Raw genomic sequence first — 25977 nt, forward strand, 5'->3', positions numbered from 1 at the left:
GCGATCGCAGCGGATTTCGACGCGAAATCGGTAAAAAATCGTTTCACAGCGAAAACAAAATAAATTATATTAATAATCTCTGTCCTAAATATTTATAGCGAGATCGCGCGATGAATGGCAGGCCCAGCCGGAAACCGACCGACCATGCCTCGTTCAGCGAGGAATTCGGGGATGCGCTGGAATATGGCTGGGGCCCGATCCTCGTCTCGGTGCTGTTCTCGCTGGCGCTGGCGGTGCCGGACCCCGCGCATGAGGCGCTGATGTCGCTGGCCGAGAATGCGCTGCGGTCCGGGGCGGGGGCGGTGACGATGGGCGCGACGGTGCTGGCCTTCTTCTTCCTGCCGCCGACGCTGCACCTCTTTACCCGTTTCGCGCTGGAGACGCCGCGCCATTTCGGCCCGCACGCCGCCTGGATCGAGGCCGTGCTGACGACATGGGTGGGCCGCCTGCCGCTGCTGGCGGTGGTGGTCGCGGTGCTGCGCGTGCTGGCCGGCGGCGAGGCATCCGGCGGCGCGCGCATTCTTCTGGCGCTGCTGGCGCTGGTTGCCGGGCTGTTCGCGATCAGCGGCATCTGGGTGTTCCTGACGCCGGGCTTCCGGGCACGGCTCGGGCCCCTGCGCGACCGCGCGGTGCCGCGACTGCCGCATCGCCCGCTGCATCGCCTCTACAGGCTGATCCGCGATGCCGGCACCTCGGGGCAGCGGGTCGCGGCGCTGTCGGGCGCGGCGGTGCTTGCCGCGGTCGCGGCCTATCCGCCGATCGCTGAACTGCTGGGGCCGATCAGCGTGGTGATCCTGTTCGTGGTCGTCGCGGCGATGGCGCTGGCGCTGCTGACGCGGCTGTCGTCACGGCTGTGCTATGGGCAGGTGCCGCTGGTGTTCCTGGTTCTCGGCATGGTCTGGGCCGGCACCGGGCTGACCGGGACGCTGGGCTTCCTGCTGCTGGCGGCGATCTATGCGGCGACGGTGTTCATCTACCCCGCCCGGACCACCCCGCCCGAACGGGCGACGGCGGCGGTGGCGCTGCTGGTGGCGGCGGGGATGCTGTCCTGGGGGCTGTATCGCCGCGACGACTGCCCGGCGCTGGCCGGCTGCCATGTGATCCGCCCGACCGAGACCGGGCCCGCCGTCCCGGCGCTGGCCGCGGCCTACCCCGCATGGCGCGCGGCGATGCCCGGGGGCCAGCCCCTGCGGCTGATCGCGGCCGAGGGGGGCGGCATCTTCGCGGCCTATTACACCGCGCTTTATCTGGCCAAGCGCGCCGATGCCGAGGGTGCGGGCTTCGCGCGCTCGGTCCTGGCGATCAGCGGGGTGTCGGGCGGATCGGTGGGCGCCGCCGTCTTCTGGGCGATCCTGCGCGCGGGCGACTGCGCGGCGGCGGATGCCGCGCCCGATTGCCACCAGCAGAAGGCGCGGCAGATCCTGGGCCGGGATTACCTCAGCCCGGTGATCGCGGTGATGCTCACCACCGACCTGATCGACAAGGCCCTGCCGCTGTCCTCGGCGCTGCCGCAGCGGCGGATCGAGCGCGGGCGCCAGCTGGAACGGTCGCTGATCCGCCACGCCGATGCGGCGCTCCTGGGGGCCTCGGGCCTCGACGCCCCGCTGGCCGACAGCTGGGACGCGGATGCCGGCTTGCCGGCGCTGTTCCTCAATGCCACCCGTGTCTCGGACGGCAGGCGGCAGATCCTGTCGCCCTTCGGCGCGCTTGCCGGCGACAGCAGCGACTGGCCGAACCCGCAGATGGCCGGCGCGGGCCTGCCGGTCGCCACGGCGGCCTTCGTCTCGGCGCGCTTTCCGCTGGTGACGGCGGCGGCGCGGCTGGCGACCCCGGACGGCATCCGCCAGATCGTCGATGGCGGCTATTTCGACAATTCCGGGATGGAGACGATCAACGACATCCTCGAGGTGCTGAAATCCCGCGAGGGCGCCGGGACCGGCCCGGTCGAGGTGATCGCGCTGACCACCCGGCCCCCCGCGCCCGGCGCCGAGGCGGCGCTGAAGGGCAGCCTCGGCACGCCGCTGTCGGCCTTTCTGGGCGCGTGGAAATCGCGGCTGGAGATGGTGCGGGAACGCATGAAGGCGCGCTGGCGCGACCGGGCGGTCGGCATCGCCCTGTTCCAACTGCCGATGGACGGCATCAACTACACGCTCAGCTGGTATCTGGACCGCAACAGCCTCTGCGGCATCGAACGGAACCTGAACCGGTCACTGCAGGGGGCCGGCCCGGGCAAGGCGGCGCTGAGCCTGCCGGAAGGCTGCGCGCAACCCTGAGGCTCTGACGGGCGTTCGGCCAGCATCGCCATGAAGGGGTGCCTGTCCATGACGCCGATCCCGGCCGCGCTGGCCGACCTGTTCTCGCCGCTGCAATCCATGTCGGTGGCGGCGGCGCTGTCGCGGATGCTGCTGGCGCTGCTGCTGGGCGCGCTGATCGGATGGGAACGCGAGGTGAAGGCCCGCGCGGCCGGGCTGCGCACGCACATGCTGATCGCGCTGGCGGCGGCGATGTTCACCATCGTCGCGATGGAACTCACCCATTTTCCCGCCGACGATCGCGACAGCCTGCGCATCGACCCGCTGCGGCTGATCGAGGCGGTCACCGCGGGCGTGGCCTTCCTGGCCGCCGGCTCGATCATCATCAGCGGCGGCACCGTGCGCGGCGTGACCACCGGCGCGTCGATGTGGCTGGCGGGCGCGATCGGGCTGGCCTGCGGCACCGGCAGCGGGCTGCTGGCGGCGATGGGCACGGCGATGGCGCTGGTGATCCTGTGGATCATCCGCGTCGTCATCAGGCCGCTGGTCCATCCCCGCGCCGGGAACGCCGAGGGCGACAGGCCCGCCGAACCGCGCTAGTGTCGCGCCACGCAACAGAGGGGACAAGACGATGAGACTTCACGCATTTCCGCTGCTGGCCGGAGCATGGCTGGCGCTGGCGGCCTGCGAGCCGATGGCAGGGCCGGCCGGGGGGTGGTCGGGCGTGCCGCCGCTGAGCGCCGAGGATTACATCCTCATGGACGTGTCCACCGTGGGGCTCAGCGGCGCCGAGCAGCTGGCCGAGGCCGCCGCCGCCGTCAAGCAGCGCTTCACCAATGGCGAGCAGGTCGAGGGCAATTACAGCGAGACGGTGCAAAGCTTCGAGAACGACGGCCGCGGTGCGGTCGTGCTGACGCAGGAGGGCATTCCCGACGATTCGGTGCGCAGCGTGCAGCATCTGGTCGAGTTCGACCTGCGCCCCGACGCGCAGGTGCCGGGCCGGGTCCTTGCGGTGGCAACCGGCTATGGCACCCGGCTGCGCTGCTACCGCGCGCCCGATCCCGACGCCTGGACCAACGAATTCTGCCCCTGAGCCGGCCGCAGGCTGCACGGCCCCGTCCGCCCGCTGGCGGGCGGGGCGACCCGCGCGCGCCCGCCGCGCCGTCTCAGTACAGCCCGCCCGAGGACATGGTGCCGAAATCGCTGCGCTTCGGGATCACCTTGCGCTGGCCGGTCGAGGTGGTGATCGAGGTCGCCTGCCCCGACGCCGCCCCCGCCTCCCAGGGCAGCACCACCTTGCTGTCGCCAAAGCCCGAGATCACCACCGGCGACAGCCAGTCGGGATCGGTGCCGTCGCGGAAATATTCGGCGATCACGTTGTCGCCGGTGGCATTGTCGGACAGCCGCTGGCCGGTAATCCGGTCGATCTTGACCCAGTGGCCGCCCGGCGGCACCCTGAACTCGGTCCCGCCATATTCGGCCACCGCCTCGCGCATGAAGGCGTTGAACACCGGCACGCACAGCGTCCCGCCATAGGCATTGGCCCCCAGCGTGCGCGGCTGGTCATAGCCGAGGTAGCACCCTGCGACGATGTTGCTGGAATAGCCGATGAACCAGACATCCTTGGCGTCGTTGGTGGTGCCGGTCTTGCCGGCGATCGGCACCGGCAGGTTCACGCCCTTGCCCGAGCCGCGCTTGACCGCCCCTTCCAGCATCGAGGTCAGCTGGTAGGCGGTGACGGCATCCATCACCCGTTCGCGGTTCGTCTCGATCACCGGTCCCTGCCCGGCCGGCAGCGCCTGCTGGCCGCAGGTCTCGCAGACCCGCCGGTCATGGCGATAGACGGTGCGCCCGCGCCGGTCCTGCACACGGTCCACCAGCGTCGGTTCGACCCGCTCGCCGCCATTGGCGAACATCGCATAGGCGGCGACCATCTTGAACAGCGTCGTCTCCTGCGCGCCGAGGGCGTTGGCCAGGAACGGCTTCAGCGTGTCATAGACCCCGAAGCTTTCGGCATAGTCGGCGACGCGCTCCATGCCGATGTCCTGCGCGATGCGGATGGTCATCAGGTTGCGCGACTGCTCGATCCCGGTGCGCAGCGGCGTCGGGCCGTAATGGCGGCCGCTGGAATTCTTGGGTTCCCACAGGCCGAAGGGGGTGTTCAGGCGGATCGGCTCGTCCACGACAATCGTGGCGGGGGTATAGTTGTTGTCCAGCGCGGCGGCATAGACGAAGGGCTTGAAGGACGATCCCGGCTGGCGCATCGCCTGGGTGGCGCGGTTGAACACCGAGGACTGGTAGGAAAACCCGCCCTGCATCGCCATCACCCGGCCGGTGTTCACGTCCATCGCCATGAAGCCGCCCTGCACGATCGGCACCTGCCGCAGCGTCCAGCGGATGAAATCGCCGCTGCCGTCGCGGGTCATCGCGCGCACCAGCACCACGTCGCCGACCTCGACCAGATCGCCCGCGACGCCGGCGCGTCCGGCCAGCGTGCCGTCGGCGCGCAGCTTGCGCGCCCAGGTCACATCCGCGGCCGGGATCCAGTGGCCGTCGGCGTCCTCCTCGATGCCCTCGATGCCGATGCGCGCGTCGGACGCGCCGACCTCCAGCACCACGGCGGGATACCAGCCGGGAATGTCGCGCGGCACCTGGGTGTCGAACAGCGCGCCGCGCCAGGTCGCCTCGTCGGCCAGCGCCTCGGCGGGCAGCGTCTCGCCGGTGCCGCGCCAGACGCCACGGCCGCGGTCGAAATCCTCCAGCGCCTGGCGCAGCGCGTCGGCGGCGGCCTGCTGCAGCCGGGGCTCGACCGTGGCGCGGATCGTCAGCCCGCCGCCGAAGAACTCCTCCTGCCCGAATTCGCGGCTCAGCTGGCGGCGGATCTCGTCGGTGAAATAGTCGCGCGGCGGCATCTGGCTGCCGGCCGAGGGATAGTCGCCATTCTGCACCGATTTCAGCGGCAGCCGCGATTCGGCCTCGTAGGTGGCCTGGTCGATGAAGCCGTTCTGCCACATCTCGCGCAGCACGTAGTTGCGCCGCTCGGTCACGCGCTCCTTCGCGCGGACCGGGTGATAGCGGCCGGGCGCCTGCGGCATCGCGGCCAGCATCGCCGATTCATGCGGCGCCAGTTCGGACAGCGACTTGTTGAAATAGACCTGCGCGGCGGCGGCCACGCCAAAGCTGTTCTGGCCCAGGAAGATCTCGTTCAGGTACAGTTCGAGGATCTGGTCCTTGGTCAGCGAATGTTCCAGCCGCGCGGCCAGGATCAGTTCCTTGACCTTGCGTTCCACGCTGCGGTCGCTGCTGAGCAGGAAGTTCTTCATCACCTGCTGGGTGATGGTCGAGGCGCCGCGCACATTCGCGCCGCCCGAACTCAGCGCCTGCCAGGCGGCGCCCACGATGCCGCGCAGGTCATAGCCGGGATGGCTGTAGAAGTTCTTGTCCTCGGCGCTGATGAAGGCCTGCCGGACCTGTTCGGGAATTTCTTCGATCGGCACGAAGATGCGCCGCTCTTCGGCGAATTCGTCGATCAGGCGCCCCTCGCCCGAATAGATGCGGCTGATCGTCTTGGGGGTGTATTGCGCCAGTGCCTCGTGGCCCGGCAGGTCGCGCGAATAGATCCAGAAGATGCCGCCCACGGTCAGCGCGATGAAGAAGCTGGCGGTGACGAACCACGAGAAGATCGCACCGAAGAAGGACAGGATGCTGCGCAGCACGGGGACGGGGCCTTTCACTCGACTGCCCCGTCTATAGCGGCGGGGGGTGCGGGGGTCAAAACAACACTGGCCGATCACGGGCCTGTGCGCAGCGGCTGTGCGAAGGGCCTGTGGCCTGTGGGGTGGCGCTGTGGGGTGGCGCTGTGGGCCGGGGGCTGTGCGCCGGTCCGCTGCGGGCGGCCTCAGCGGCGCAGCATCGCGGCCCGCGCGCCGTCGTCGCGCGCCCAGCCCGAGATCGAATCGGCCAGCACGGCGACCATCCGCGCCCGCCAGTCGGGATCGGTCAGGTTGGCCCGGTCCCGATCGTCCGAGATGAAGCCAAGCTCCAGCAGGACCGAGGCGATGTCGGGCGATTTCAGCACCGAGAAGGCCGCTCCCTGCACCGGCCGGCCATGCAGCCCGATGCCCATCAGCGCCATGCGCGAGGTCAGGAAGCGGGCGAAATTGGCCGAACGGGCCTGGGTGTCGACGCGCGCGAAGTCGATCAGCGTGCCGGCCAGCAGGTCGTCCTGCCCGCCCAGATCCACCCCGGCCAACAGGTCGGCGCGATCATGGCGCAGCACCAGCTGCTGCCCGGCGCGCTCGTTGGCGGCGGGGTTCCACAGATAGACCGTGGCCCCGGCCGCCTGCCCCTCGGGCAGGGCATCGGCATGCAGCGACACCAGCAGCCGCGCCCCCGCCGCCCGCGCCCTGGTCATCCGGTCCTCGAGGCTGACGAAGCTGTCGTCGTCGCGGGTCATCGCCACGCCGATGCCACGCGCCGCCAGCACCTCGCGCAACTCGCGCGCGAAGGTCAGCACCAGATCGGCCTCGGTCGCGCCGCCCGCCTCGGCGCCGGGGTCAAAGCCGCCATGCCCCGGGTCCAGCGCCACCACCAGCGCCTCGGGCGCGGCCTCGGCGGCCGCCCCGGCCCCGGTGTCGGCCGGCGGCGGCAGGTCGCGCAGCGCGGTCGCGGCGCTGGCACGCGGCGCGAACGCGGCCGCATCCACCGCCCGCAGCGCGATGTCGATGACCGGCTGCGGCGCCGTCGTGCGCTGGCCGGCCTCGGCGATGCGGTAGGGCGCCGGCAGGTCCAGCACGATCCGCGACCAGCCGCGCTGCTGCCGGCCCCAGCGGATCGCCGGCACCAGATCCGACCCGTAAAGATCGCCCGGCTTCTGGCCCGCGAGGTCGGCGCCCTTCAGATCGACGATCAGCCGGATCGGATCGGCCACCATGAACACCCGGTAGGGCACCGCCCGGTCCAGCACCAGCCGCAGCCGCAGGGGCGGCGGCCCGAACCAGCCGCGTCCCTCGCGCGTCAGCGCCGAGGCGCCCAGGTCCAGCCGCGCCGGTCCCTCGGCCGCAGCCGGCAGCGCCGCCATGCACAGCGAAAGCCACAGGATCAGGACCCGGATCATCGCGCCGCCATGAACGCCGCCAGCCGGTCCAGCCCCTCGGCGATCTCGGCGGTGCTGCGGGCATAGCTGAAGCGCAGCGTGCGCGCGCCGCGATCGGGGTCGAAATCGACGCCCGGCGTCACCGCGACGCCCGCGCCCTCGAGGATCTGGGCCGCCAGGGCCACCGAATCGCCGGTCAGCCCGGAGACATCAGCATAGATGTAGAAGGCCCCCTCGGGCGGCGCGATGCGGGTAAAGCCGGCCTTCGGCAACCCCTCCAGCATCAGCCGGCGGTTCTCGGCATAGACCGCCAGATTGGCCTCGGCCTCGGCGATGCAGTCCAGCGCGGCCAGCGCGGCAACCTGGCTGGCATGGGGCGGGCAGATGAACATGTTCTGCGCGAGACGCTCGACCGTGCGCAGATGGCTTTCCGGCACGACCATCCAGCCGACCCGCCAGCCCGTCATGGAAAAGTATTTGCTGAAGGAGTTTATGACGAAAACCTCATCCGTCACCTCAAGCGCGGAATGGCAGGCCTCGCCATAGGACAGCCCGTGATAGATCTCGTCCGAGATCAGCGCCATGCCGCGCGCCTGCGCCCCCTCGGCCAGGGTCCGCAACTCGTCCCTGCGCAGCACCGTGCCCGAGGGATTGCCCGGCGAGGCCAGGATCAGGCCCTGCGCGTCCTGCGGCAGGTCCCCCGGGCGCGGCTGGAACCGGTCCTCGGCCCGCGTCGGGATGCCCACCGGCGTCAGCGACATCGCCCGCAGGATCTGGCGATAGCTGGGATAGCCGGGAAAGCCCATCGCCACCCGGTCGCCCGCGTCGAACAGCGCCGAGAAGGCCAGGATGAAGGCGCCGCTGCTGCCCGAGGTGACCACAACCCGCGCCGGGTCCAGCTCGACGCCGTACCAGCGCCGGTAAAGTCCCGCGATCCCCTGCCGCAGCCGCGGCAGCCCCAGCGCGACCGTATAGCCGAGGGGCTGCGACAGCGCCCGGGCCAGCGCCGCCCGCGCGCCCTCGGGGGCGGCGGTGCCGGGCTGGCCGACCTCCATGTGGATGATCCGCCGCCCCGCCGCCTCGGCATCGGCGGCCGCCTGCATCACGTCCATCACGATGAAGGGGTCAACCTGTCCCCGCTGGGAATGTCGCATCTGCCGGCCTCGCTGACGTTTTCGCCCTCATAGCCTGTCCGCCCCGCGCCCACCAACCCTTTTCAACCCCCGGTGGCAGCGGCGTCACGCAGCCGTGTCCCGCGCCTGCTTGCCAAGGCCCGCGCCCCGCGCCACTCTGGTCGCATCGCAAGGACGAGGACCCGATGACACGCCCGCCGATGACACGCCTGCCGTTGACACCCCTGATCGCCGCGCTGCTGCTCTGCGCCGGCCCCGCCGCAGCCTTCGACTTCAAGACCATGTCCGACAGCCAGAAGGCCGAATTCGGCGAGGCGGTGCGCGACTACCTGATGGCCAATCCCGAGGTGCTGATCGAATCGATCAACGTGCTCGAGGAACGCCGGGCCGCCGAGACGGCGCAGAACGACGTGGCCCTGGTCGCCGCCAACCGCGAGGCGATCTTCCAGGACGGCCACAGCTGGGTGGGCGGCAATCCCGAGGGCGACCTGACCATCGTCGAGTTCATCGACTACCGCTGCGGCGTCTGCCGGCGCTTCAACGACGAGGTGCACGAGGTGGTCGCGGCCGACGGCAACATCCGGCTGGTGCTGAAGGAATTCCCGATCCTCGGCCAGGACAGCGAGATGTCGGCCCGCTTCGCCATCGCCGCGCTGCAACTCGGCGGCAACGCGGCCTACCGCAAGGCCCATGACGCGCTGATCGCGATGCGCGGTCCGGCCACGCTCGAGGCGCTCGGCCCCCTCGCCGCCGAGATCGGCCTCGATCCGACCGAGGTCACGAACATGATGAACACCGAGCCCGTCAGCGCCATCCTGCGCGAGAACCGGCAACTGGCCGAACGCATGGCGATCATGGGCACCCCGACCTTCGTGATCGGCGACGACCTGCTGCGCGGCGTCCCGGCAGAGGGGCTGACCGCCACCGTCGAACGCATCCGGGCCGGGCAGAAGGGCTGACCGGCCCGCACCCGCCCGCAGCCCATCTTCTGTGCGGAAATATCCCGGGGTGAATTGGCCGCAGGCCAAGAGGGGCGGCGCCCCTCCTAATCCCGGCCCGCCGCCAGCGCCGCGGTCTCCGGGTCCGACAGCATCGGCCGGCCCAGCAGGTGATCGGCGGCCTTTTCGCCGGTCATGATCGAGGGCGCGTTCAGGTTGCCGTTGGTGATGCGCGGAAAGACCGAGCTGTCGGCCACCCGCAGCCCCTCGACCCCGATCACCCGCAATTCGGGATCCACCACCGCCAGCGGGTCGCCGGGCTGGCCGATCCGCGCAGTGCCGCAGGGGTGATAGGCCGATTCGGCATGCTCGCGGATGAAGGCGTCGATCTCGTCGTCGCCTTGCACCGCCGCGCCCGGCTGGATCTCGTCGCCGCGATACTCGGCGAAGGCCGGCTGGTCGAAGATCCGCCGGGTCAGCCGCACGCAGGCGCGGAATTCGGCCCAGTCGTCGGGATGCGACATGTAGTCGAAATGGATGCGCGGCGCCGTCGCCGGATCGGCCGAGGCCAGCCGCACCGTGCCGCGCGACTTGGACCGCATCGGCCCGACATGCGCCTGGAAGCCATGTCCCTTGGCCGCCACCTTGCCGTCATAGCGCACCGCCAGCGGCAGGAAGTGATACTGGATGTCGGGATAGTCCACCGCGTCCGAGGACCGCACGAAGCCGCAGCTCTCGAACTGGTTCGAGGCCCCCAGCCCGGTCTTCTGCAGCAGCCATTCCAGCCCGACCCGGCTTTTGCCCAGCAGGTTGTAATAGGTATACAGGCTGACCGGCTTCAGCGCCTTGTACTGCATGTAGATTTCAAGATGGTCCTGCAGGTTCGCCCCCACGCCCGGACGGTCGGCGCGCACCGCGATGCCATGCTCGCGCAGATGCGCGGCCGGGCCGATCCCCGACAGCATCAGCAGCTTGGGCGTGTTGATCGAACTGGCCGACAGGATCACCTCGCGCCCCGCGGCCACGGTCTCGATCCGGCCGCCCCGGTCGATCTCGACGCCGGTGGCGCGGCTGCCCTGGAACAGCACCCGCCGGGCCAGCGCGCGGATCACCCGCAGCCGCCCCGACTTGCGGGCCGGGCGCAGATAGGCATTGGCGGCCGACCAGCGACGGCCCTTCCAGATCGTCGCCTCCATCGGCCCGAAGCCTTCCTGCCGGGCGCCGTTGTAGTCGGGCGTATAGGGCCAGCCGGCCTGCTGCCCGGCCTCGATGAAGGCGTTGAACAGCGGGTTGCGCCGCTTGCCGCGGGTGATGTGCAGCGGCCCGTCGCTGCCGCGCAGCGGCGAGGTGCCGCCATGCCAGCTTTCCATGCGCCGGAAATAGGGCAGCACGTCGGCATAGGACCAGCCGGTCGCGCCGGCCTCGTGCCAGTGGTCGAAGTCCTTGCGGTTGCCGCGCACGAAGACCATGCCGTTGATCGAGGACGACCCGCCCAGCACCTTGCCGCGCGGCGTCGCCAGGCTGCGGCCGCCCAGATGCGCCTCGGGCATGGTCGAGAAGCCCCAGTCATAGCGTTTCATGTTCATCGGATAGCTGAGCGCGCCGGGCATCTGGATGAAGGGGCCCATGTCGCTGCCGCCGAATTCGATCAGGGTGACCCGGCAGCCGGCCTCGGTCAGCCGGTAGGCCAGCGCACAGCCGGCGCTGCCGGCGCCGACGATGACGTAGTCGGGGGCGTCGCCGCTGGCCTCAATAGGGGGCATCGACGCCTCCCATGCCGACATAGACGGACTTGATCTGCGAGTAATGTTCGATCGCGGCGGCGCCGTTCTCGCGGCCGATCCCCGACATCTTGACGCCGCCGAAGGGCATCTCCACCGGCGTCAGGTTGTAGGCGTTGATCCAGCAGGTGCCGGCCTCCAGCCGCGCGACGACCCGGTGGGCGCGGGTCAGGTCCTGGGTGAACACCCCCGCCGCCAGCCCGAAGCCGGTGGCATTGGCGCGGGTCACCACCTCGTCCTCGTCGTGAAAGACCAGCGTCGTCATCACCGGGCCGAAGATCTCGTCGCGGGCGATGCTCATGGCGTCGGTCGCGTCCACGAAGACGGTCGGCGGCACGAAGGCGCCCGCGCCCGGCCCCCCGCACAGCAGCCGCGCGCCCTCGGCCTGACCGGCGGCGATCATCGCGCGGATGCGGTCGGCCTGCGCCGGGCTGACGATCGGGCCGTGCTGGGTCTCGGGGTCCAGCGGATCGCCGATCTTCACCTGCCGCACCCGCTCGGCCAGCCGGGCCAGAAAGCGGTCGCGGATGCCGTCCTGCACGAAGACCCGCGTGCCGTTCGAGCAGATCTGCCCCGAGGAATAGAAATTCGCCAGCATCGCCGCGCCGACCGCGTCCTCCAGACTGGCATCGTCAAAGACGATCAGGGGCGACTTGCCGCCCAGCTCCATCGTGACATGGCGCATCCCCTCGGCGGCGGCGGCATAGACGCGCCGGCCGGTCGGCACCGATCCGGTCAGCGAGACCTTGGCCACATGCCGGTCCGAGATCAGCGCCGCGCCGACCTCGGCGCGTCCCTGAACCACGTTGAAGACGCCCGCGGGCAGCCCGGCCTCGATCAGGATTTCCGCCAGTTTCAACGCGCCCAGCGGGGTTTCCTCGGAGGGCTTGAAGACCATCGCATTGCCCATCACCAGGGCCGGCGCGGCCTTCCAGCAGGCGATCTGGCTGGGATAGTTCCAGGCCCCGATGCCCGCGCAGACGCCCAGCGGCTCGCGCCGCGTGTAGGCCCAGTCGCGGCCCAGCGGGATCATCTGCCCGGTCACGCCGGCCGCCAGCCCGCCAAAGAAGTCCAGCGCGGCCGCCCCCGATTCCCAGTCGGCGACCAGGGTTTCCTGGATCGGCTTGCCGGTATCCAGCGTCTCCAGCCGCGACAGGTCGGCGTTGCGGTCGCGGATGATCGCGGCGGCCCGGGCCAGTACCCGGCCGCGTTCGGCGGGCGCCAGCGCGGCCCAGGCCGGCTGCGCGGCGGCGGCCGCGCGGCAGGCCGCGGCGACCTGCGCGGCGCTGGCCTCGTGCAGCCGGGCGATTTCCGCGCCGGTATAGGGATAGCGCACCGGCAGGGCGGCGCCCTCGCCTTCGACGGGCCGGCCGTCGATGAACAGGCTTGCGGGGGGTTGGGCGGTCAGGCTCATTTCAGCGCCTCGTCGAGATAGTCGGTGATGATCGTGGTCGCGGCCACCGGATCGGTCGGTCCCGGCCTGAGGACGGTGCGCAGATAGACCCCGTCGATCAGCGCGCCGATCGTCTCGGCCAGCGCGTGGGGGCGATCGCTCAGCGGGCGCAGCGCATGGACGAGGTTCGATTGCAGCCGTCGGTGATAGACCCGCAGCAGCCGCGCCGCCTCGGGGTTGGTCAGCGCAAGCGCATAGAAGTTCAGCCAGGCGCTGACCGTCTCGCGCTGGAAGTTCTGCGGCGCGAAGCTGGCCACGATGATGGTGCGCAGCCGGTCGCGCGCGTCGCCGCGAAGCAGCCCCTCGCGGACCGAGGTGCCATAGACCCGCAGGATATAGCGCATCGCCTGCAGGAAGATCTGCTCCTTCGAGCCGAAATAGTGATGCGCCAGCGCCGGCGACATGCCCGCCCGCCGGGCGATCTGCGCCACCGTCACGTCCAGCGACCCCGCCCGGCCCACCTCGAAGATCGCGGCGTTGATTAGCGCCGCTTTTCGGATAGGCTCGGCCCCAAGTTTCGGCATGGTCTTCACCCGCTGTCGGAATTTGATGTTGCTTTTCGACTGTAACCGATCCTTAATTGATTGGTCAATCAAGAACAGGGAGCCACCGATGACCCTATGCCGCATGGCCGCCGCCCTGGCGCTGACGACCGCGCTTGGCAGCACCGCCGCCCTTGCCGCCGAACCCGACCAGTGCCGCAAGGTCACCTTCTCGGATGTGGGCTGGACCGACATCACCGCGACCACGGCGCTGGCCTCGACCGTGCTGCAGGCGATCGGCTACGAGACCGAGACCAAGATCCTGTCGGTGCCGGTGACCTATACCGCGATGTCCACCGACGACGTGGACGTGTTCCTGGGCAACTGGATGCCCACCATGCAGGCCGACATCGCGCCCTACACCGATGCCGGCACCGTCGACACCGTCCGCACCAACCTGACCGGCGCGAAATACACGCTGGCCACCAACAAGGCCGGCGCCGATCTGGGGATCACCGATTTCGCGAAGATCGCCGAACACAAGGACGCGCTGGACGGCAAGATCTACGGCATCGAGCCGGGCAATGACGGCAACCGCCTGCTGCTCGAGATGGTCGCCAACGACATGTTCGGCCTCGGCACCTTCGAGGTGGTGGAATCCAGCGAACAGGGGATGCTGGCGCAGGTGCAGCGCGCCGGGTCCGCCGCGCCCGTGGTGTTCCTGGGATGGGAGCCGCATCCGATGAACGCGCAGTTCGAGATGACCTACCTGACCGGCGGCGACGAGGTGTTCGGCCCCGATCTGGGCGGCGCCGAGGTGCGCACCAACACCCGACAGGGCTATGTCGGGGAATGCCCCAATGTCGGCAGGTTCCTGCAGAACCTCGAATTCACCCTGGCGATGGAGAACGAGGTGATGGCCAGCATCCTCAATGACGGCCAGGACCCGATGGCCGCCGCCAGGGACTGGCTGACCGCCAATCCCGACGCCGCGACGCCCTGGCTTGACGGCGTGACCACCGTGGACGGCAACGACGCCCAGGCGGCGCTGACCGAGGCGCTGGCAGGCTGAACGAGTGCATCCGCAGGCCCCTGCGCGCGGCGCGGGCGGGGGCCGGCACGATGCGGCGCGACGGGCTGCGCGACGGGCGGCGCGACGGGCGGCGCGACACGGGACCACGGCAGACGGGCCGGACAGGAAGGACCGAGGAATGGAACAGCTGACCCAGCTGGTGACCGACAACAAGATCCCGGTCGGACGCACGGCAAAGGCCGCGTTCGACTGGCTGAACGCGAATGCGGCGGTGCTGTTCAACACCATCTCGGCGGTGATGGAATGGCTGATCGGCCGGATCCTCGCGGCGCTGGAATTTCCCCATCCCTTCCTGTTCATCGCGCTGGCCGTGGCGCTGACCTGGGCCTTGCAGCGCAGCTGGAAGACCTGCCTTCTGGTCGCGGCGGGGCTGCTGTTCATCCTCAACCAGGGGTACTGGGACGAGACGCTGCAATCGCTGACCCTGGTGCTGTCGGCCTGCATCGTCTGCATGGCCATCGGCGTGCCGATCGGCATCGCCGCCGCGCATCGCCCGCGGCTCTACGCCTGGATGCGTCCGGTGCTTGACCTGATGCAGACGCTGCCGACCTTCGTCTACCTGATCCCGGCCATCGTGTTCTTCGGCATCGGCATGGTGCCGGGGCTGCTGGCCACGGTGATCTTCGTGCTGCCCGCGCCGATCCGGCTGACCCAGCTTGGCATCGCCTCGACCCCCGCCCCGCTGATCGAGGCGGCGACCGCGTTCGGGGCCACGCCGCGCCAGCTGCTGTGGAAGGTCGAACTGCCCAGCGCGCTGCCCCAGATCATGGCCGGGCTGAACCAGACCATCATGCTGTCGCTGTCGATGGTGGTGATCGCGGCGCTGGTGGGCGCCTCGGGGCTGGGCGTGCCGGTGGTGCGGGCGCTGAACAGCGTCAACACCGCGCTGGGCTTCGAATCGGGCATCGTGATCGTCGTCGTCGCCATCCTGCTGGACCGGATGCTGCGCATGGAGGGCCCGAGATGAGCCAGTCGACCCCGAACGCCGTCGAATTCGACCGGGTCTGCATCGTCTTCGGCGACGCCCCCGAAAGCGCCCTGCCGCTGATGGACAAGGGGCTGGAACGCGGCCCGATCAAGGCCGAGACCGGGCAGGTGCTGGGCGTGCATGATTGCAGCATCAATGTCCGCCAGGGCGAGATCCTGGTGCTGATGGGCCTGTCGGGCTCGGGCAAGTCGACGCTGCTGCGCGCCGTCAACGCGCTGAACGATGTCTGCCGGGGCGAGGTCCGCGTCTGGGACGGCACCCGGATGATCCCGGTCACCGGGGCCGGACGGCGCGACCTGCGCGACATCCGGCTGCGCCATGTGGCGATGGTGTTCCAGCAATTCGGCCTGCTGCCCTGGCGCAGCGTGCGCGAGAATGTCGGGCTGGGGCTGGAACTGGCAGGCATGGCGCCGGCCGAGCGTCGCGCCCGCGTGGACCGGCAGCTGGAGACCGTGGGCCTGTCCGAATGGGCCGAACGCAAGGTCGGCGAATTGTCGGGCGGCATGCAGCAGCGCGTTGGCCTGGCCCGCGCCTTCGCCACCGAGGCGCCGATCCTGCTGATGGACGAACCCTTCAGCGCGCTGGACCCGCTGATCCGCGCGCGGCTGCAGGACGAGTTGCTGGAGCTTCAGGCCAAGACCCGGCGCACGATCATCTTCGTCAGCCACGACCTCGACGAGGCGTTCAAGCTGGGCAACCGCATCGCGCTGATGGAGGGCGGCCGGATCGTGCAGGTCGGCACGGCGCGAGAGATCATCGCCAATCCGGTCAATGACTATGTGGCCGATTTCGTGGCCCACATGAACCCGCTTGGCGTGCTGACCGCCGCCGATGTGGCCCAGCCCGGCGAGGCCGAGGGAAACCCCGTGCCGCGCGACATGCCGGTGCGCGAGGTGATGGGGCTGCTGGCCGATGCCAGCGCGCTGCCCGTCGAGGGCGGCGGCAGGATCACCCGCGACGGCGTGCTGGCCCGGCTGATCGACCCGCGCGGCTGACCGGACCCGCCCGCCCCGGCCAACCGCCCCCAACCGACCACCCGAACGACCACCCGACCCGGCCAACCGACCCGGCAGGGGGCGCGCCCCGGCGCCTAGCTGTTCAGCAGGTCGCGGTGATAGCGGTTCAGCAGCAGCAGCCCGATCGCCATCAGCACCAGCCCAACCGCAAAGACATAGACCGGCGTGACATAGTCGCCCCGGTAGGCGGGATAGAAGGCACTGCGCATCTGGCCCACCACATGCACCAGCGGGTTGAACCACAGATAGGGCTGGAAGGCGTCGGGGATGTCATCGAAGATGAAGAAGATGCAGGACAGCAGGAACAGCGGCCGGGTCACGATCGACCAGACCTGCTGCCACCACGGAAAGGCGGTGAACAGGAAGCAGTTCACCGTCCCCACCCCGATCGCCAGCGTGAAGGCCATCGCATAGGCCAGCGCGATCTGCAGCACCTGCGGATCGGTGCGCGTCTCCTGCGTCAGCACGATGATGCTCAGCACCAGATAGCCGACCAGAAGCTGCGTCACGACGTTGAAGAACACCTTGGCGAGGATCGCGTCCATGAAGGTGACCGCCGGATAGGCCAGCAGCTGCCGTGACTGCCGGATCGACTGCGCGACCTTGGTCGACAGGCTCATGAAGGCGAAGAAGGGCACCACGCCGGTCGCGTAGAAGATCGCGAAATTGGTGCCCATCGGCGGCGAGCGGAAGCCCAGCGAGAAGATCGCCGTCAGCAGCACGATGCCGCCCACCGGCTCGGCGATGGCCCAGAAATACCCCCCCGGCGAACGGCCATAGCTCGTCGCCATCTCGCGCAGCACCAGCGCCGAGATGGCGCGCAGGCTGGCAAAGCTGCGCTGGCGATGCACCGGGCGCAGCCGCGGCGTGGCGGCGGGCGTCCCGGCCGTGCCGGGGGCCGCGCGGGAGGGGATCGAAGGGGCAGGGTTTCGGGACATCTGCGCTGCGGCGCCGCCTGTGCTTGTCACGTTCCTGTCAGGGATGGACGCTGGAACTGTCGCGGCGTCTTATGTATGAGAAACGCCGACAGATCAACAGAGAGGCGCAGGCGCGCAATCATGTCCGCCCCAGACAGACCCGGAAGGCTGGCACAGGATGCCGCCGCAGACCGCCTGCCCGCGGATGAGCGCCGCGCGGATGATCGTCCCCCCGAGGACCAGCCGCGCCGGCCCGCCTTCCTGGACCGCCCCGGACCCCAGGGCCTTGCCGCGCTGCGCGCCAGCGCGCCCGAGGCCGAGGCCGAGGACCGCTGGACCACCGCCACGGGCAACGACGGGGGCGCCGGGGCCTCCGACGCCGATCCCGATGCAGACCCCGATGGCCGTGCCGGCAGCGGCGGCAGCCGCCGCAACCGGCGGATGCGCAAGAACCAGCGCGCCGCAGCCACGGCCGCACCCTCCCCCGCGGCGACCCCCGCCCCCGCCGCACCCGCGCCGGACCCCGCGCCGCGGTCCCGCGCCGCGCGCCGCCGCGGCGACGACGACGACGAGGCGGATGACGCGCCGGCCTCGGGCGCCGACACCCGCCGCGAGAAGGTGCGCCGCCGCCAGGCCGAACGCGAGGCCCGCCGGCTGGCCCGGCCGCAGCCGGCCGTCCGCCCGCCCGCCAGCCGCGCGCGCTTCGAGCGGCGCCATCTGGGCCTGCTGCTCAGCTTTCTTCTGGTGGTGGTGACGCCGGTCGCGCTCAGCGGCTGGTATCTCTATGCCCGCGCGGTCGACCAGTATGCCTCGGTCCTCGGCTTCTCGGTGCGCAGCGAATCCGGCCCCTCGTCCAGCGACCTGCTGGGCGGGCTGACCAGTTCGCTGATCGGCATGACCAGCAGCTCCTCCAGCGACACCGACATCCTCTACAAGTTCATCCAGAGCCGCGACCTCGTCGAACGCATCGACAGCCGGCTGGACCTGCGCGCCATCTGGTCGAAGGCGCCGGGCGATCCGGTCTTCGGCTATCGCGGCAACGACTCGCTCGAGGATCTGCTGACCGAATGGGAACGCAAGGTCCGGGTCTATTACGACAACGGCATGATCGACCTTCGGGTGCTGGCCTTCGACCCGGCCGATGCGCGCAATGTCGCGCAGGCGATCCTGGACGAAAGCACGGTGCTGATAAACCAGCTGAACGATGTCGCGCGCGAGGATGCCCTGCGCTATTCGCGCACCGAACTCGACGACGCGCTGGAACGGCTGAAGCTGGCCCGGCAGGCGGTGACAGAGTTCCGCAACCGTCACCAGCTGGTCGATCCCTCGGCCGATGTGCAGGGCCAGATCGGCGTCGTCAGCTCGTTGCAGCAGCAGCTGGCCGAAGAGCTGGTCGCGCTGGGCCTGCTGCGCGCCAATGCCCAGCCCGGCGACCAGCGGATCGAACAGGCGCAGCTGCGCATCAGCGTGATCCGCGAGCAGATCGAGGCCGAGCGCCAGAAATTCGGATCGGAAACCGCCAGCGGCGAATTGCTGTCCGACCTGGTCGGGCAGTATGAATCGCTGTCGGTCGACCGCGAGTTCGCCGAACGCACCTATACCGCCGCGCTGGCCGCCCACGACACCGCGCGGGCCGAGGCGGTGCGCCAGTCGCTGTATCTGGCCGCCTATGTCAAGCCGACCCTGGCGCAAGAGGCCGAATATCCCGAACGCGCCAAGCTGATGCTGATCATCGGCGGCTTCCTTCTGCTGATCTGGGTGGTCGGGCTTCTGGTGTTCTACAGCCTGCGCGACAGGCGATGATCCGGCTGCGCAACCTCACCAAGATCTACACCCTGCACGGCCGTCACAAGGTGGTGGCCGACAACATCAACGCGGTCTTTCCCACCGGCGTCTCGGTGGCGCTGCTGGGGCGCAACGGCGCGGGCAAGTCCTCGCTGCTGCGGATGATCTCGGGGGCGATGCTGCCGACCTCGGGCGAGATCCTGTCCTCGGGCGCGATCAGCTGGCCGGTGGGCTTCGCCGGCTCGTTCCACGCCGAGCTGACGGGCGAGCAGAACTGCCGCTTCGTGGCGCGGGTCTATGGCGCCGACACCGACGAGGTGCGCGATTTCGTCGAGGATTTCGCCGAGCTGGGCGAACATTTCTACCTGCCGCTGCGCAGCTATTCCTCGGGGATGAAGTCGCGGCTGTCCTTCGGGCTGTCGATGGCGATTCCCTTCGACACCTATCTGGTGGACGAGGTCTCGGCGGTGGGCGACGCCTCGTTCAAGGCCAAGTCCAAGCGCGTCTTCAACGCCCGGCTGGCCAATGCCGGCGCGGTCGTGGTGTCGCATTCCATGCGCATGCTGCGCGACAGCTGCGAGGCCGGCGCGGTGCTGGAGGGCGGCCATCTCAGCTATTACCACGACATCGCGGACGCGATCGACGTGCATCTGGAAAACATGGAACGCGGCATGGTCGGCTGAGGCCACCGGGCCGCGCAGGGCTCATTCGGTCAGCGGCGCGGGGTCCAGCACCACCACCGTCGGCTGGCGCGGCAGGCTGTCGGCCGAGACGCGCAGTTCGCTGCCGCCGGCGCGCCGGATCAGGAACTGGCCCGACATGCCGGCCAGGAACGCGCCCAGCCGATCCTGCGAGAACCAGTGCACCGGGATCACCAGCGAACTGCGCAGCCGGCCGACCACCCGCATCATCGTGCCCAGGTCCATGGTATAGGTGCCATCGACCGGCACCATCAGCACGTCAACGCGGCCCAGCGCGGCATATTGGCGGTCGTTCGGCTCCTGGTGCAGATGGCCCAGATGGGCGACGCACAGCCCCTCGGCCTCGAAGACGAAGATCGAATTGCCGTGTTCCTCGACGGTGCCGGGGCCGCGGATGTCGGTGGTGACATTGCGGATCAGCACCTCGCCCAGCGTCAGATGGTGATCGGCGGGCGTGCCGAACTGCTGCTCGGACCAGCCGCGCAGCACATGGGCGATGCCGTCGACATCGGTGCTCCAATGGCTGGAATGGGCGCGGTTCATCGTGACCACGTCGGGGCGGAACCCGGTCGCCCCCAGATTGCCGTTGTAGTCGGTGACGATCGACAGCCCGCTTGCGGTCTGGATCAGCACCATCGAATGGCCCAGATAGCTGAGGCGCAGCTCGCCGCCCGGGACCGGATCGGTCCAGGCGGCGCGGTGCAGGTACTCGATCCCCGGCGCGGCATCGGCGATGGCGATGCAGTGGCTCATCCGGCGCGGCTGCTGCGCCTCGGCGGGTCGCACCGGAAGGAGGGCCAGACAGGCAAGGCAGATGGCGGCGATCGCGGTCCTGAACGGCATCGTCATGTCCCCGGCTGAGAGGCGCAGCATAGCCCCACCCGGCCTCATCGCCCAAATCCCCCCGCCTCACGTCTGCGTGACCCCGCGCCGCGCCGCCCACCCGCGCGGCGTTCAGCCGCGCAGCGCCGCCCGCGCCGCCGCCTCGCTGTCGAAGATCGTGCCGCGGCGCCCGGCCTCCAGCGTCTCGCCCAGTTGCCGGCGCAGGAAGGCCGATCCGGAATAGCGCGTCACCCGGCCATAGAGGCGGCGTTCCAGATCGCCGACCATCTCGGCCCAGTCATGGCGCAGCGTCTCGTCGATGCGGGTCAGGTCGTAATTCACCACCACATCGACCCGCCGGCCCACCGGCGCCAGCGCGGCCTCGACCGCCGCGCGCACCGCGGCGATGGCGGCACGGTCGCGGATCGCCATCCGCGACAGGTTGATGAACAGCAGGTCCCGGCCCGCGTCGAACTGCACCCGTCGCGACAGCGGGATCTCCAGCAGGTCGCCGCGCAGGCCCATCGGCGCGTCGGTGAAGATGCGCGCATCCATCGGCCGCGGCTCGCCCTCGCAGGGCGCAAAGCCCATCAGCGCCAGCACGTCGCGCGCGGGATCGACGCCCGGCGCGACCTCGGCCAGCCGCAGCCCCGCGGGGGTCAGTTCCAGCACGCAGCGTTCGGTCACGAACAGCACCGGGCGCTGCATCCGCGCCGCCCGAAGCCCCGAGAAGGTGACCTGCTGCACCGCCTCGATGAATTTCCGCGCCCGCCCCTCCTGCGCGATCCGCAGCGCGCCGCCGCCGGCCTCGACCGCCAGCCCGCCGGCGGTGAAGCTGCCGGCAAAGACCAGCTTGCGGGCGTTCTGGCTGATATTGATGAAGCCGCCGGCCCCGGCCAGCCGCGTGCCGAAACGGCTGACATTCACATTGCCCTGCCGGTCGGCCTCGGCCATGCCCAGGCAGGCCATGTCCAGCCCGCCGCCATCGTAGAAGTCGAATTGCTGGTTCTGGGCGATGATCGCCTCGGTGTTGGTCGCGGCGCCGAAATCCAGGCCCGAGGCCGGCTGGCCGCCGATCACGCCCGGCTCGGCGGTCAGCGTGACGTGGGCCAGCAGGCCTTCCTCGGCGGCGACGGCGGCGACGCCCTCGGGCATGCCGATGCCCAGGTTCACGACGCCGCCCACCGGCAGCTCGAAGGCGCAGCGGCGGGCGATCACCTTGCGGATGTCCAGCGGCAGCGGCGCGGCGCCATCCTCGGGGGCCCGGTAGCGGCCGGTGAAATAGCGGTTGTACTGGCTGGCATAGGTCTGCGGATGCAGTTCGGCCGGGGCCTCGACCACCGCATCGACCAACGCGCCCGGGATCACCACGTCGCGCGCGCAGAGGCTGCCGCCGGCGACCACCTGATCGACCTGCACGATCACCACGCCACCCGAATTGCGCGCCGCCATCGCCTGCGCCAGATTGTCGAGGATCAGCGCCTCGCGCTCCATGGTGATGTTGCCGCGCTCGTCGGCGGTCGAGCCGCGCAGCAGCGCCACATGGATCGGCATGGCGTGATAGAACAGCCGCTCGGCCCCGCCGATGCTGACCAGCTCGACCAGGTCATCGGTGGCGGCGGCGCTGATCCGGCCGCCCTCGCGGCGCGGATCGACGAAGGTCTCCAGCCCGACATGGGTCAGCGTGCCGGGCTTGCCCGCGGCGATGTCGCGAAACAGGTGGCTGATGACGCCCTGCGGAAAGTTCCAGCCGGCCAGTTCGCCCGCCACGGCCCGCGCGGCCAGCGCCGGGATCAGGCCCCAATGCCCGCCGATGATGCGTTCGACCAGCCCCGGCGCGGCCAGCCGGTCCAGCCCGCGCCCCTTGCCGTCGCCCTGCCCGGCCGCAAACAGCAGCGTCAGCCCGCCCGGCTCGCCGGTCTCGGCGAAACGGTCGGCCAGCGCCTTCAGCAGGCCGTCGGGCACCCCCGCGCCGACAAAGCCCGAGGTGGTGACGGTATCGCCGCGATGGACCAGCGCGGCCGCATCGCGCGGCGAGACGACCTTGTTCGGCATGGCTGCCCCCCTGCTGCGCGGCCCGTCGCGGCCCCGAGGGTCAGCTTAGCGCCCCCGCCCCGCCACGCAAGCCGCCACGCAAGCCACCCCGCAAGCCGCCACGCAGGCCGGGGCGTTCAGCGGACGCGCACCCAGGTCTGGCTCTTGCAGATCAGCCCGCCCGCGACGCAGCCCGACAGGCTCATCCGGTCGCCGCTGACGCTGGCCTTGCCCTGATAGATCTTGTCGTTTGCCGGCCGCCACACCTTGCCGGCATAGGCGCCGCCGCCGGCCGGCGCCATGTCGATGACGATCTGGCGGCCCAGATTGGGCGACTTGTATTCGGCCTTGTCCTTGAAGGTCCGGCTGATGACCCCGCAGAAGGCGCCGCCGCAGGGCGCGATGCTGACATGGGCGAAGGCGCCGTCGTCGGGCTGGGTCTGCCAGACCCCCTCGATCGGGTCGGCAAGGGCGGCGGTGGCGGCCAGCAGCATCGCGGCGGCGGTGGCGATCAGTCTCATGGTGTTCCTCCCGGGGCAAACCGGCGGCGATGTTGCGGCGCGAAGCTTTGCCGAGGCAAGCGTGACGTGAGGTCTTGGCCTTCCCCTTCGCGCCCCGAAATGGCAAAGCGGGCGCGCAATCACGAATGCAGGTGACCCGATGATCCTCTACCCCGCCATCGACCTCAAGGACGGCAATTGCGTGCGGCTGCTGCGCGGCGACATGGCGGCGGCCACCGTCTTCGGCAGCGACCCGGCCGCGCAGGCCCGCGCCTTCCAGCAGGCAGGCGCCGAATGGCTGCATCTGGTCGACCTGAACGGCGCCTTCGAGGGCCGCCCGGTCAATGCCGGCGCGGTCGAGGCGATCCTGGCCGCGATCGACATTCCCGCCCAGCTGGGCGGCGGCATCCGCGACATGGCGACCATCGAAAGCTGGCTGGGGCGCGGCCTGCGCCGCGTGATCCTCGGCACCGTCGCGGTCGAGAACCCCGATCTCGTGCGCGAGGCCGCGGACGCCTTTCCGGGCCGCATCGCGGTGGGCATCGACGCGCGGGCGGGCCGCGTCGCAACGCGCGGCTGGGCGACCGAGACCGACATCACCGCGACCGATCTGGCCCGCCGCTTCGAGGATGCGGGCGTGGCCGCGATCATCTATACCGACATCGACCGCGACGGCGCCATGCAGGGGCCGAACGTGGCTGCGACCGAGGCGCTGGCCCGCGCGGTCAGCATCCCGGTGATCGCCTCGGGCGGTGTCTCCTCGATGGCCGACCTGCGGGCGCTGTCGGCCACCCGGGTGATCGCCGGGGCGATCTCGGGGCGGGCGCTGTATGACGGCGCGCTGGACCTGTCCGAGGCGCTGGCCGGGCTGCGCTGACCGGCCCGGCGCGGGGTGCGGCGACGGGTGCGCCGGAGCCGGTGCCGGGCGGCGCGCGAAAGCCCCTTTTCGCGCGCCCTGCGCCCTTGTATAGCGCGCCCATGACCGAGCTTTCCCTGATCCGCAACTTCTCGATCGTGGCCCATATCGACCACGGCAAATCCACCCTTGCCGACCGGCTGATCCAGCTGACCGGCACGGTCGCCGAACGCGACATGAAGGCCCAGCTGCTCGACAGCATGGATATCGAGCGGGAACGCGGCATCACCATCAAGGCCAACACGGTCCGCATCAGCTATCCGGCGAAGGACGGCCGGACCTATGTGCTGAACCTGATCGACACGCCCGGCCATGTCGACTTCGCCTACGAGGTCAGCCGGTCCATGCGCGCGGTCGAGGGATCGCTGCTGGTGGTCGACGCCACCCAGGGGGTCGAGGCGCAGACGCTGGCCAATGTCTACCAGGCCATCGACGCCGACCACGAGATCGTGCCGGTGCTGAACAAGATCGACCTGCCCGCCGCCGAGCCCGAGCGTGTGAAGGCCCAGATCGAGGATGTCATCGGCATCGACGCCAGCCATGCGGTGCCGATCAGCGCCAAGACCGGGCTGGGCATCCCCGACGTGCTGGAAGCCATCGTCACCCGCCTGCCCGCGCCCCGGGGCGACCGGGCCGCGCCGCTCAAGGCGATGCTGGTCGACAGCTGGTATGACAGCTATCTGGGCGTGGTGGTGATGATCCGCGTCATGGACGGGGTGATCCGCAAGGGCGACCAGGTCAAGATGATGCAGACCGGCGCCACCTACCGCCTCGACAAGCTGGCCGTGCTGACCCCCGCGATGCGCGACATCGAGGAACTGGGCCCGGGCGAGATCGGCGTCTTCACCGCCTCGATCAAGCAGGTCCGCGATACCCGCGTGGGCGACACCATCACCCATGAACGCAAGCCCTGCGCCACGCCGCTGCCGGGCTTCAAGCCGGCGCAGCCGGTGGTGTTCTGCGGTCTCTTTCCGGTCGATGCCAATGATTTCGAGGCGCTGCGCGACGCCATCGAGAAGCTGGCCCTGAACGATGCCTCGTTCAGCTACGAGATGGAAACCTCGGCCGCGCTGGGCTTCGGCTTCCGCTGCGGCTTCCTGGGGCTTCTGCATCTCGAGGTGATCCGCGACCGGCTGGAACGCGAATACGATCTGGACCTGATCACCACCGCGCCCAGCGTGGTGTTCAGGCTGCACATGAAGGATGGCGAGGTGCGCGAGTTGCACAACCCCGCCGACATGCCCGACCTGACGCTGGTGGACCACATCACCGAGCCGCGCATCAAGGCCACGATCATGGTCCCCGACGACTATCTGGGCGACGTGCTGAAGCTGTGCCAGGACCGGCGCGGCATCCAGATGGACCTGACCTATGCCGGATCGCGCGCGATGGTCGTCTATGACCTGCCGCTGGCGGAGGTGGTGTTCGATTTCTACGACCGGCTGAAATCGGTGACCAAGGGCTATGCCAGCTTCGACTACCAGATCAGCGAATACCGCGAGGATTACCTCGTGAAGATGTCGATCCTCGTGAACGACGAACCGGTGGACGCGCTGGCGCTGATGGTCCATCGCGACCGCGCCGAGGCGCGCGGCCGGGTGATGGTGGAAAAGCTGAAGGAACTGATCCCGCGCCACATGTTCAAGATCCCGATCCAGGCCGCCATCGGCAGCCGCGTGATCGCGCGCGAGACGCTGTCGGCGATGCGCAAGGACGTGACCGCCAAATGCTATGGCGGCGATGCGACGCGCAAAAAGAAGCTGCTGGAAAAGCAGAAGGCCGGCAAGAAGAAGATGCGCCAGTTCGGCAAGGTCGAGATTCCGCAGACCGCCTTCATCCAGGCGCTGAAGATGGACGGCTAGGCGACGGCCAGCCGGGCCGGCCCCTTGGCGCCCCGCACCCCGTTCCGCGCTCCGTTCCGGGCGGCGCCTCTTGCCACGGCGAGCCACGCCGGTCTCCTCGCCCTCCGCTTCCGCCGCGATGTCTGCCGGGTCGCGCCCGGCCCGCTGTCCCGCCCGCAGGTCTTTCGCATCCGTTAAGCCGGCGTGCGTTGTCGGTGTACGCCCTGTGC

21 protein-coding genes are annotated in these 25977 nt (G+C 70.0%); 11 read left to right on the forward strand and 10 right to left on the reverse strand.

What is annotated here, in order from left to right:
• Positions 1 to 110 precede the first annotated feature (110 nt).
• Genes Q5Y72_RS01035 through Q5Y72_RS01045 form a run of 3 tightly spaced genes read left to right on the forward strand, consistent with a single transcriptional unit; the run spans position 111 to position 3345 of the window.
• Positions 111 to 2273, forward strand: a complete 2163-nt coding sequence (locus tag Q5Y72_RS01035) for a hypothetical protein (protein ID WP_305961557.1) — start codon at positions 111 to 113, stop codon at positions 2271 to 2273.
• A 48-nt stretch (positions 2274 to 2321) separates the two neighbouring features.
• Complete coding sequence (locus Q5Y72_RS01040) at positions 2322 to 2852, forward strand: MgtC/SapB family protein (RefSeq protein WP_305961558.1); 531 nt, start codon at positions 2322 to 2324, stop codon at positions 2850 to 2852.
• Between the two features lie 31 nt (positions 2853 to 2883).
• Entirely contained in the window at positions 2884 to 3345 is a 462-nt protein-coding gene (locus tag Q5Y72_RS01045; RefSeq protein WP_305961559.1) for a hypothetical protein, read from the forward strand.
• 73 nt (positions 3346 to 3418) lie between these two features.
• Here the strand turns inward: Q5Y72_RS01045 and Q5Y72_RS01050 are convergent, their stop codons facing one another.
• The 3 genes from Q5Y72_RS01050 to Q5Y72_RS01060 form a co-directional block, all read right to left on the reverse strand.
• Complete coding sequence (locus tag Q5Y72_RS01050; RefSeq protein WP_305961560.1) at positions 3419 to 5968, reverse strand: penicillin-binding protein 1A; 2550 nt, start codon at positions 5966 to 5968, stop codon at positions 3419 to 3421.
• Positions 5969 to 6150: 182 nt separating this feature from the next.
• Positions 6151 to 7368 carry an N-acetylmuramoyl-L-alanine amidase gene (locus tag Q5Y72_RS01055; RefSeq protein WP_305961561.1) on the reverse strand — a complete coding sequence of 406 codons (1218 nt, stop codon included), beginning with the start codon at positions 7366 to 7368 and terminating at the stop codon, positions 6151 to 6153.
• Positions 7365 to 8501: a pyridoxal phosphate-dependent aminotransferase gene (locus Q5Y72_RS01060; protein ID WP_305961562.1), complete on the reverse strand. Its 1137-nt coding sequence runs from the start codon at positions 8499 to 8501 to the stop codon at positions 7365 to 7367. Before Q5Y72_RS01060 ends, Q5Y72_RS01055 begins: the two co-directional genes overlap by 4 nt.
• 164 nt (positions 8502 to 8665) lie before the next feature.
• Between Q5Y72_RS01060 and Q5Y72_RS01065 the strand changes: the two genes are divergently transcribed.
• Positions 8666 to 9439 (forward strand): DsbA family protein, encoded by a 774-nt coding sequence (locus Q5Y72_RS01065; protein WP_305961563.1) that lies wholly within the window; start codon positions 8666 to 8668, stop codon positions 9437 to 9439.
• An 86-nt stretch (positions 9440 to 9525) separates the two neighbouring features.
• Here Q5Y72_RS01065 and betA read toward each other — a convergent pair whose 3' ends face one another.
• The 3 genes from betA to betI are packed head-to-tail and all read right to left on the reverse strand — an operon-like array spanning position 9526 to position 13176.
• Positions 9526 to 11181 (reverse strand): choline dehydrogenase, encoded by a 1656-nt coding sequence (gene betA, locus Q5Y72_RS01070; RefSeq protein ID WP_305961564.1) that lies wholly within the window; start codon positions 11179 to 11181, stop codon positions 9526 to 9528.
• Positions 11168 to 12607 (reverse strand): betaine-aldehyde dehydrogenase, encoded by a 1440-nt coding sequence (betB, locus tag Q5Y72_RS01075; protein ID WP_305961741.1) that lies wholly within the window; start codon positions 12605 to 12607, stop codon positions 11168 to 11170. Before betB ends, betA begins: the two co-directional genes overlap by 14 nt.
• Before the next feature lie 2 nt (positions 12608 to 12609).
• A complete protein-coding gene (betI, locus tag Q5Y72_RS01080) occupies positions 12610 to 13176 on the reverse strand; it encodes a transcriptional regulator BetI (protein WP_305961565.1) in 567 nt (188 codons plus the stop codon).
• A gap of 88 nt (positions 13177 to 13264) precedes the next feature.
• Between betI and choX the strand changes: the two genes are divergently transcribed.
• The 3 genes from choX (at position 13265) to choV (ending at position 16210) form a co-directional block, all read left to right on the forward strand.
• Positions 13265 to 14206, forward strand: a complete 942-nt coding sequence (gene choX, locus Q5Y72_RS01085) for a choline ABC transporter substrate-binding protein (protein ID WP_305961566.1) — start codon at positions 13265 to 13267, stop codon at positions 14204 to 14206.
• Positions 14207 to 14345: 139 nt separating this feature from the next.
• Positions 14346 to 15194, forward strand: coding sequence for a choline ABC transporter permease subunit (choW, locus tag Q5Y72_RS01090; protein WP_305961567.1), 849 nt, complete (start codon positions 14346 to 14348; stop codon positions 15192 to 15194).
• Positions 15191 to 16210: a choline ABC transporter ATP-binding protein gene (gene choV / locus Q5Y72_RS01095; RefSeq protein WP_305961568.1), complete on the forward strand. Its 1020-nt coding sequence runs from the start codon at positions 15191 to 15193 to the stop codon at positions 16208 to 16210. Before choW ends, choV begins: the two co-directional genes overlap by 4 nt.
• A gap of 95 nt (positions 16211 to 16305) precedes the next feature.
• Here the strand turns inward: choV and Q5Y72_RS01100 are convergent, their stop codons facing one another.
• Positions 16306 to 17169: an ABC transporter permease gene (locus tag Q5Y72_RS01100; RefSeq protein WP_305961569.1), complete on the reverse strand. Its 864-nt coding sequence runs from the start codon at positions 17167 to 17169 to the stop codon at positions 16306 to 16308.
• Between the two features lie 120 nt (positions 17170 to 17289).
• On the opposite strand from Q5Y72_RS01100, the gene Q5Y72_RS01105 reads away from it, so the two are divergent.
• Both Q5Y72_RS01105 and Q5Y72_RS01110 read left to right on the forward strand, forming a co-directional pair.
• Positions 17290 to 18951, forward strand: coding sequence for a KpsE/RkpR family capsule polysaccharide export protein (locus Q5Y72_RS01105; RefSeq protein ID WP_305961570.1), 1662 nt, complete (start codon positions 17290 to 17292; stop codon positions 18949 to 18951).
• Entirely contained in the window at positions 18948 to 19616 is a 669-nt protein-coding gene (locus Q5Y72_RS01110) for an ABC transporter ATP-binding protein (protein WP_305961571.1), read from the forward strand. Before Q5Y72_RS01105 ends, Q5Y72_RS01110 begins: the two co-directional genes overlap by 4 nt.
• 21 nt (positions 19617 to 19637) lie before the next feature.
• Here Q5Y72_RS01110 and Q5Y72_RS01115 read toward each other — a convergent pair whose 3' ends face one another.
• The 3 genes from Q5Y72_RS01115 to Q5Y72_RS01125 all read right to left on the reverse strand — a co-directional run bounded on the left by Q5Y72_RS01115 (position 19638) and on the right by Q5Y72_RS01125 (position 23011).
• The gene (locus tag Q5Y72_RS01115) at positions 19638 to 20477 is read right to left on the reverse strand and encodes an MBL fold metallo-hydrolase (RefSeq protein ID WP_305961572.1); all 840 of its coding nucleotides are present in this window, start codon (positions 20475 to 20477) and stop codon (positions 19638 to 19640) included.
• A gap of 111 nt (positions 20478 to 20588) precedes the next feature.
• The gene (locus Q5Y72_RS01120) at positions 20589 to 22511 is read right to left on the reverse strand and encodes an acyl CoA:acetate/3-ketoacid CoA transferase (RefSeq protein WP_305961573.1); all 1923 of its coding nucleotides are present in this window, start codon (positions 22509 to 22511) and stop codon (positions 20589 to 20591) included.
• Positions 22512 to 22627: 116 nt separating this feature from the next.
• Complete coding sequence (locus tag Q5Y72_RS01125) at positions 22628 to 23011, reverse strand: DUF2147 domain-containing protein (protein ID WP_305961574.1); 384 nt, start codon at positions 23009 to 23011, stop codon at positions 22628 to 22630.
• A 139-nt stretch (positions 23012 to 23150) separates the two neighbouring features.
• Between Q5Y72_RS01125 and hisA the strand changes: the two genes are divergently transcribed.
• The gene (gene hisA, locus Q5Y72_RS01130; protein ID WP_305961575.1) at positions 23151 to 23867 is read left to right on the forward strand and encodes a 1-(5-phosphoribosyl)-5-[(5-phosphoribosylamino)methylideneamino]imidazole-4-carboxamide isomerase; all 717 of its coding nucleotides are present in this window, start codon (positions 23151 to 23153) and stop codon (positions 23865 to 23867) included.
• A gap of 101 nt (positions 23868 to 23968) precedes the next feature.
• Positions 23969 to 25768: a translation elongation factor 4 gene (lepA, locus tag Q5Y72_RS01135; protein WP_305961576.1), complete on the forward strand. Its 1800-nt coding sequence runs from the start codon at positions 23969 to 23971 to the stop codon at positions 25766 to 25768.
• Positions 25769 to 25977 lie beyond the last annotated feature (209 nt).

Origin of the sequence: Paracoccus spongiarum, from assembly GCF_030732095.1 — a bacterium.
GTDB lineage: Bacteria > Pseudomonadota > Alphaproteobacteria > Rhodobacterales > Rhodobacteraceae > Paracoccus > Paracoccus spongiarum.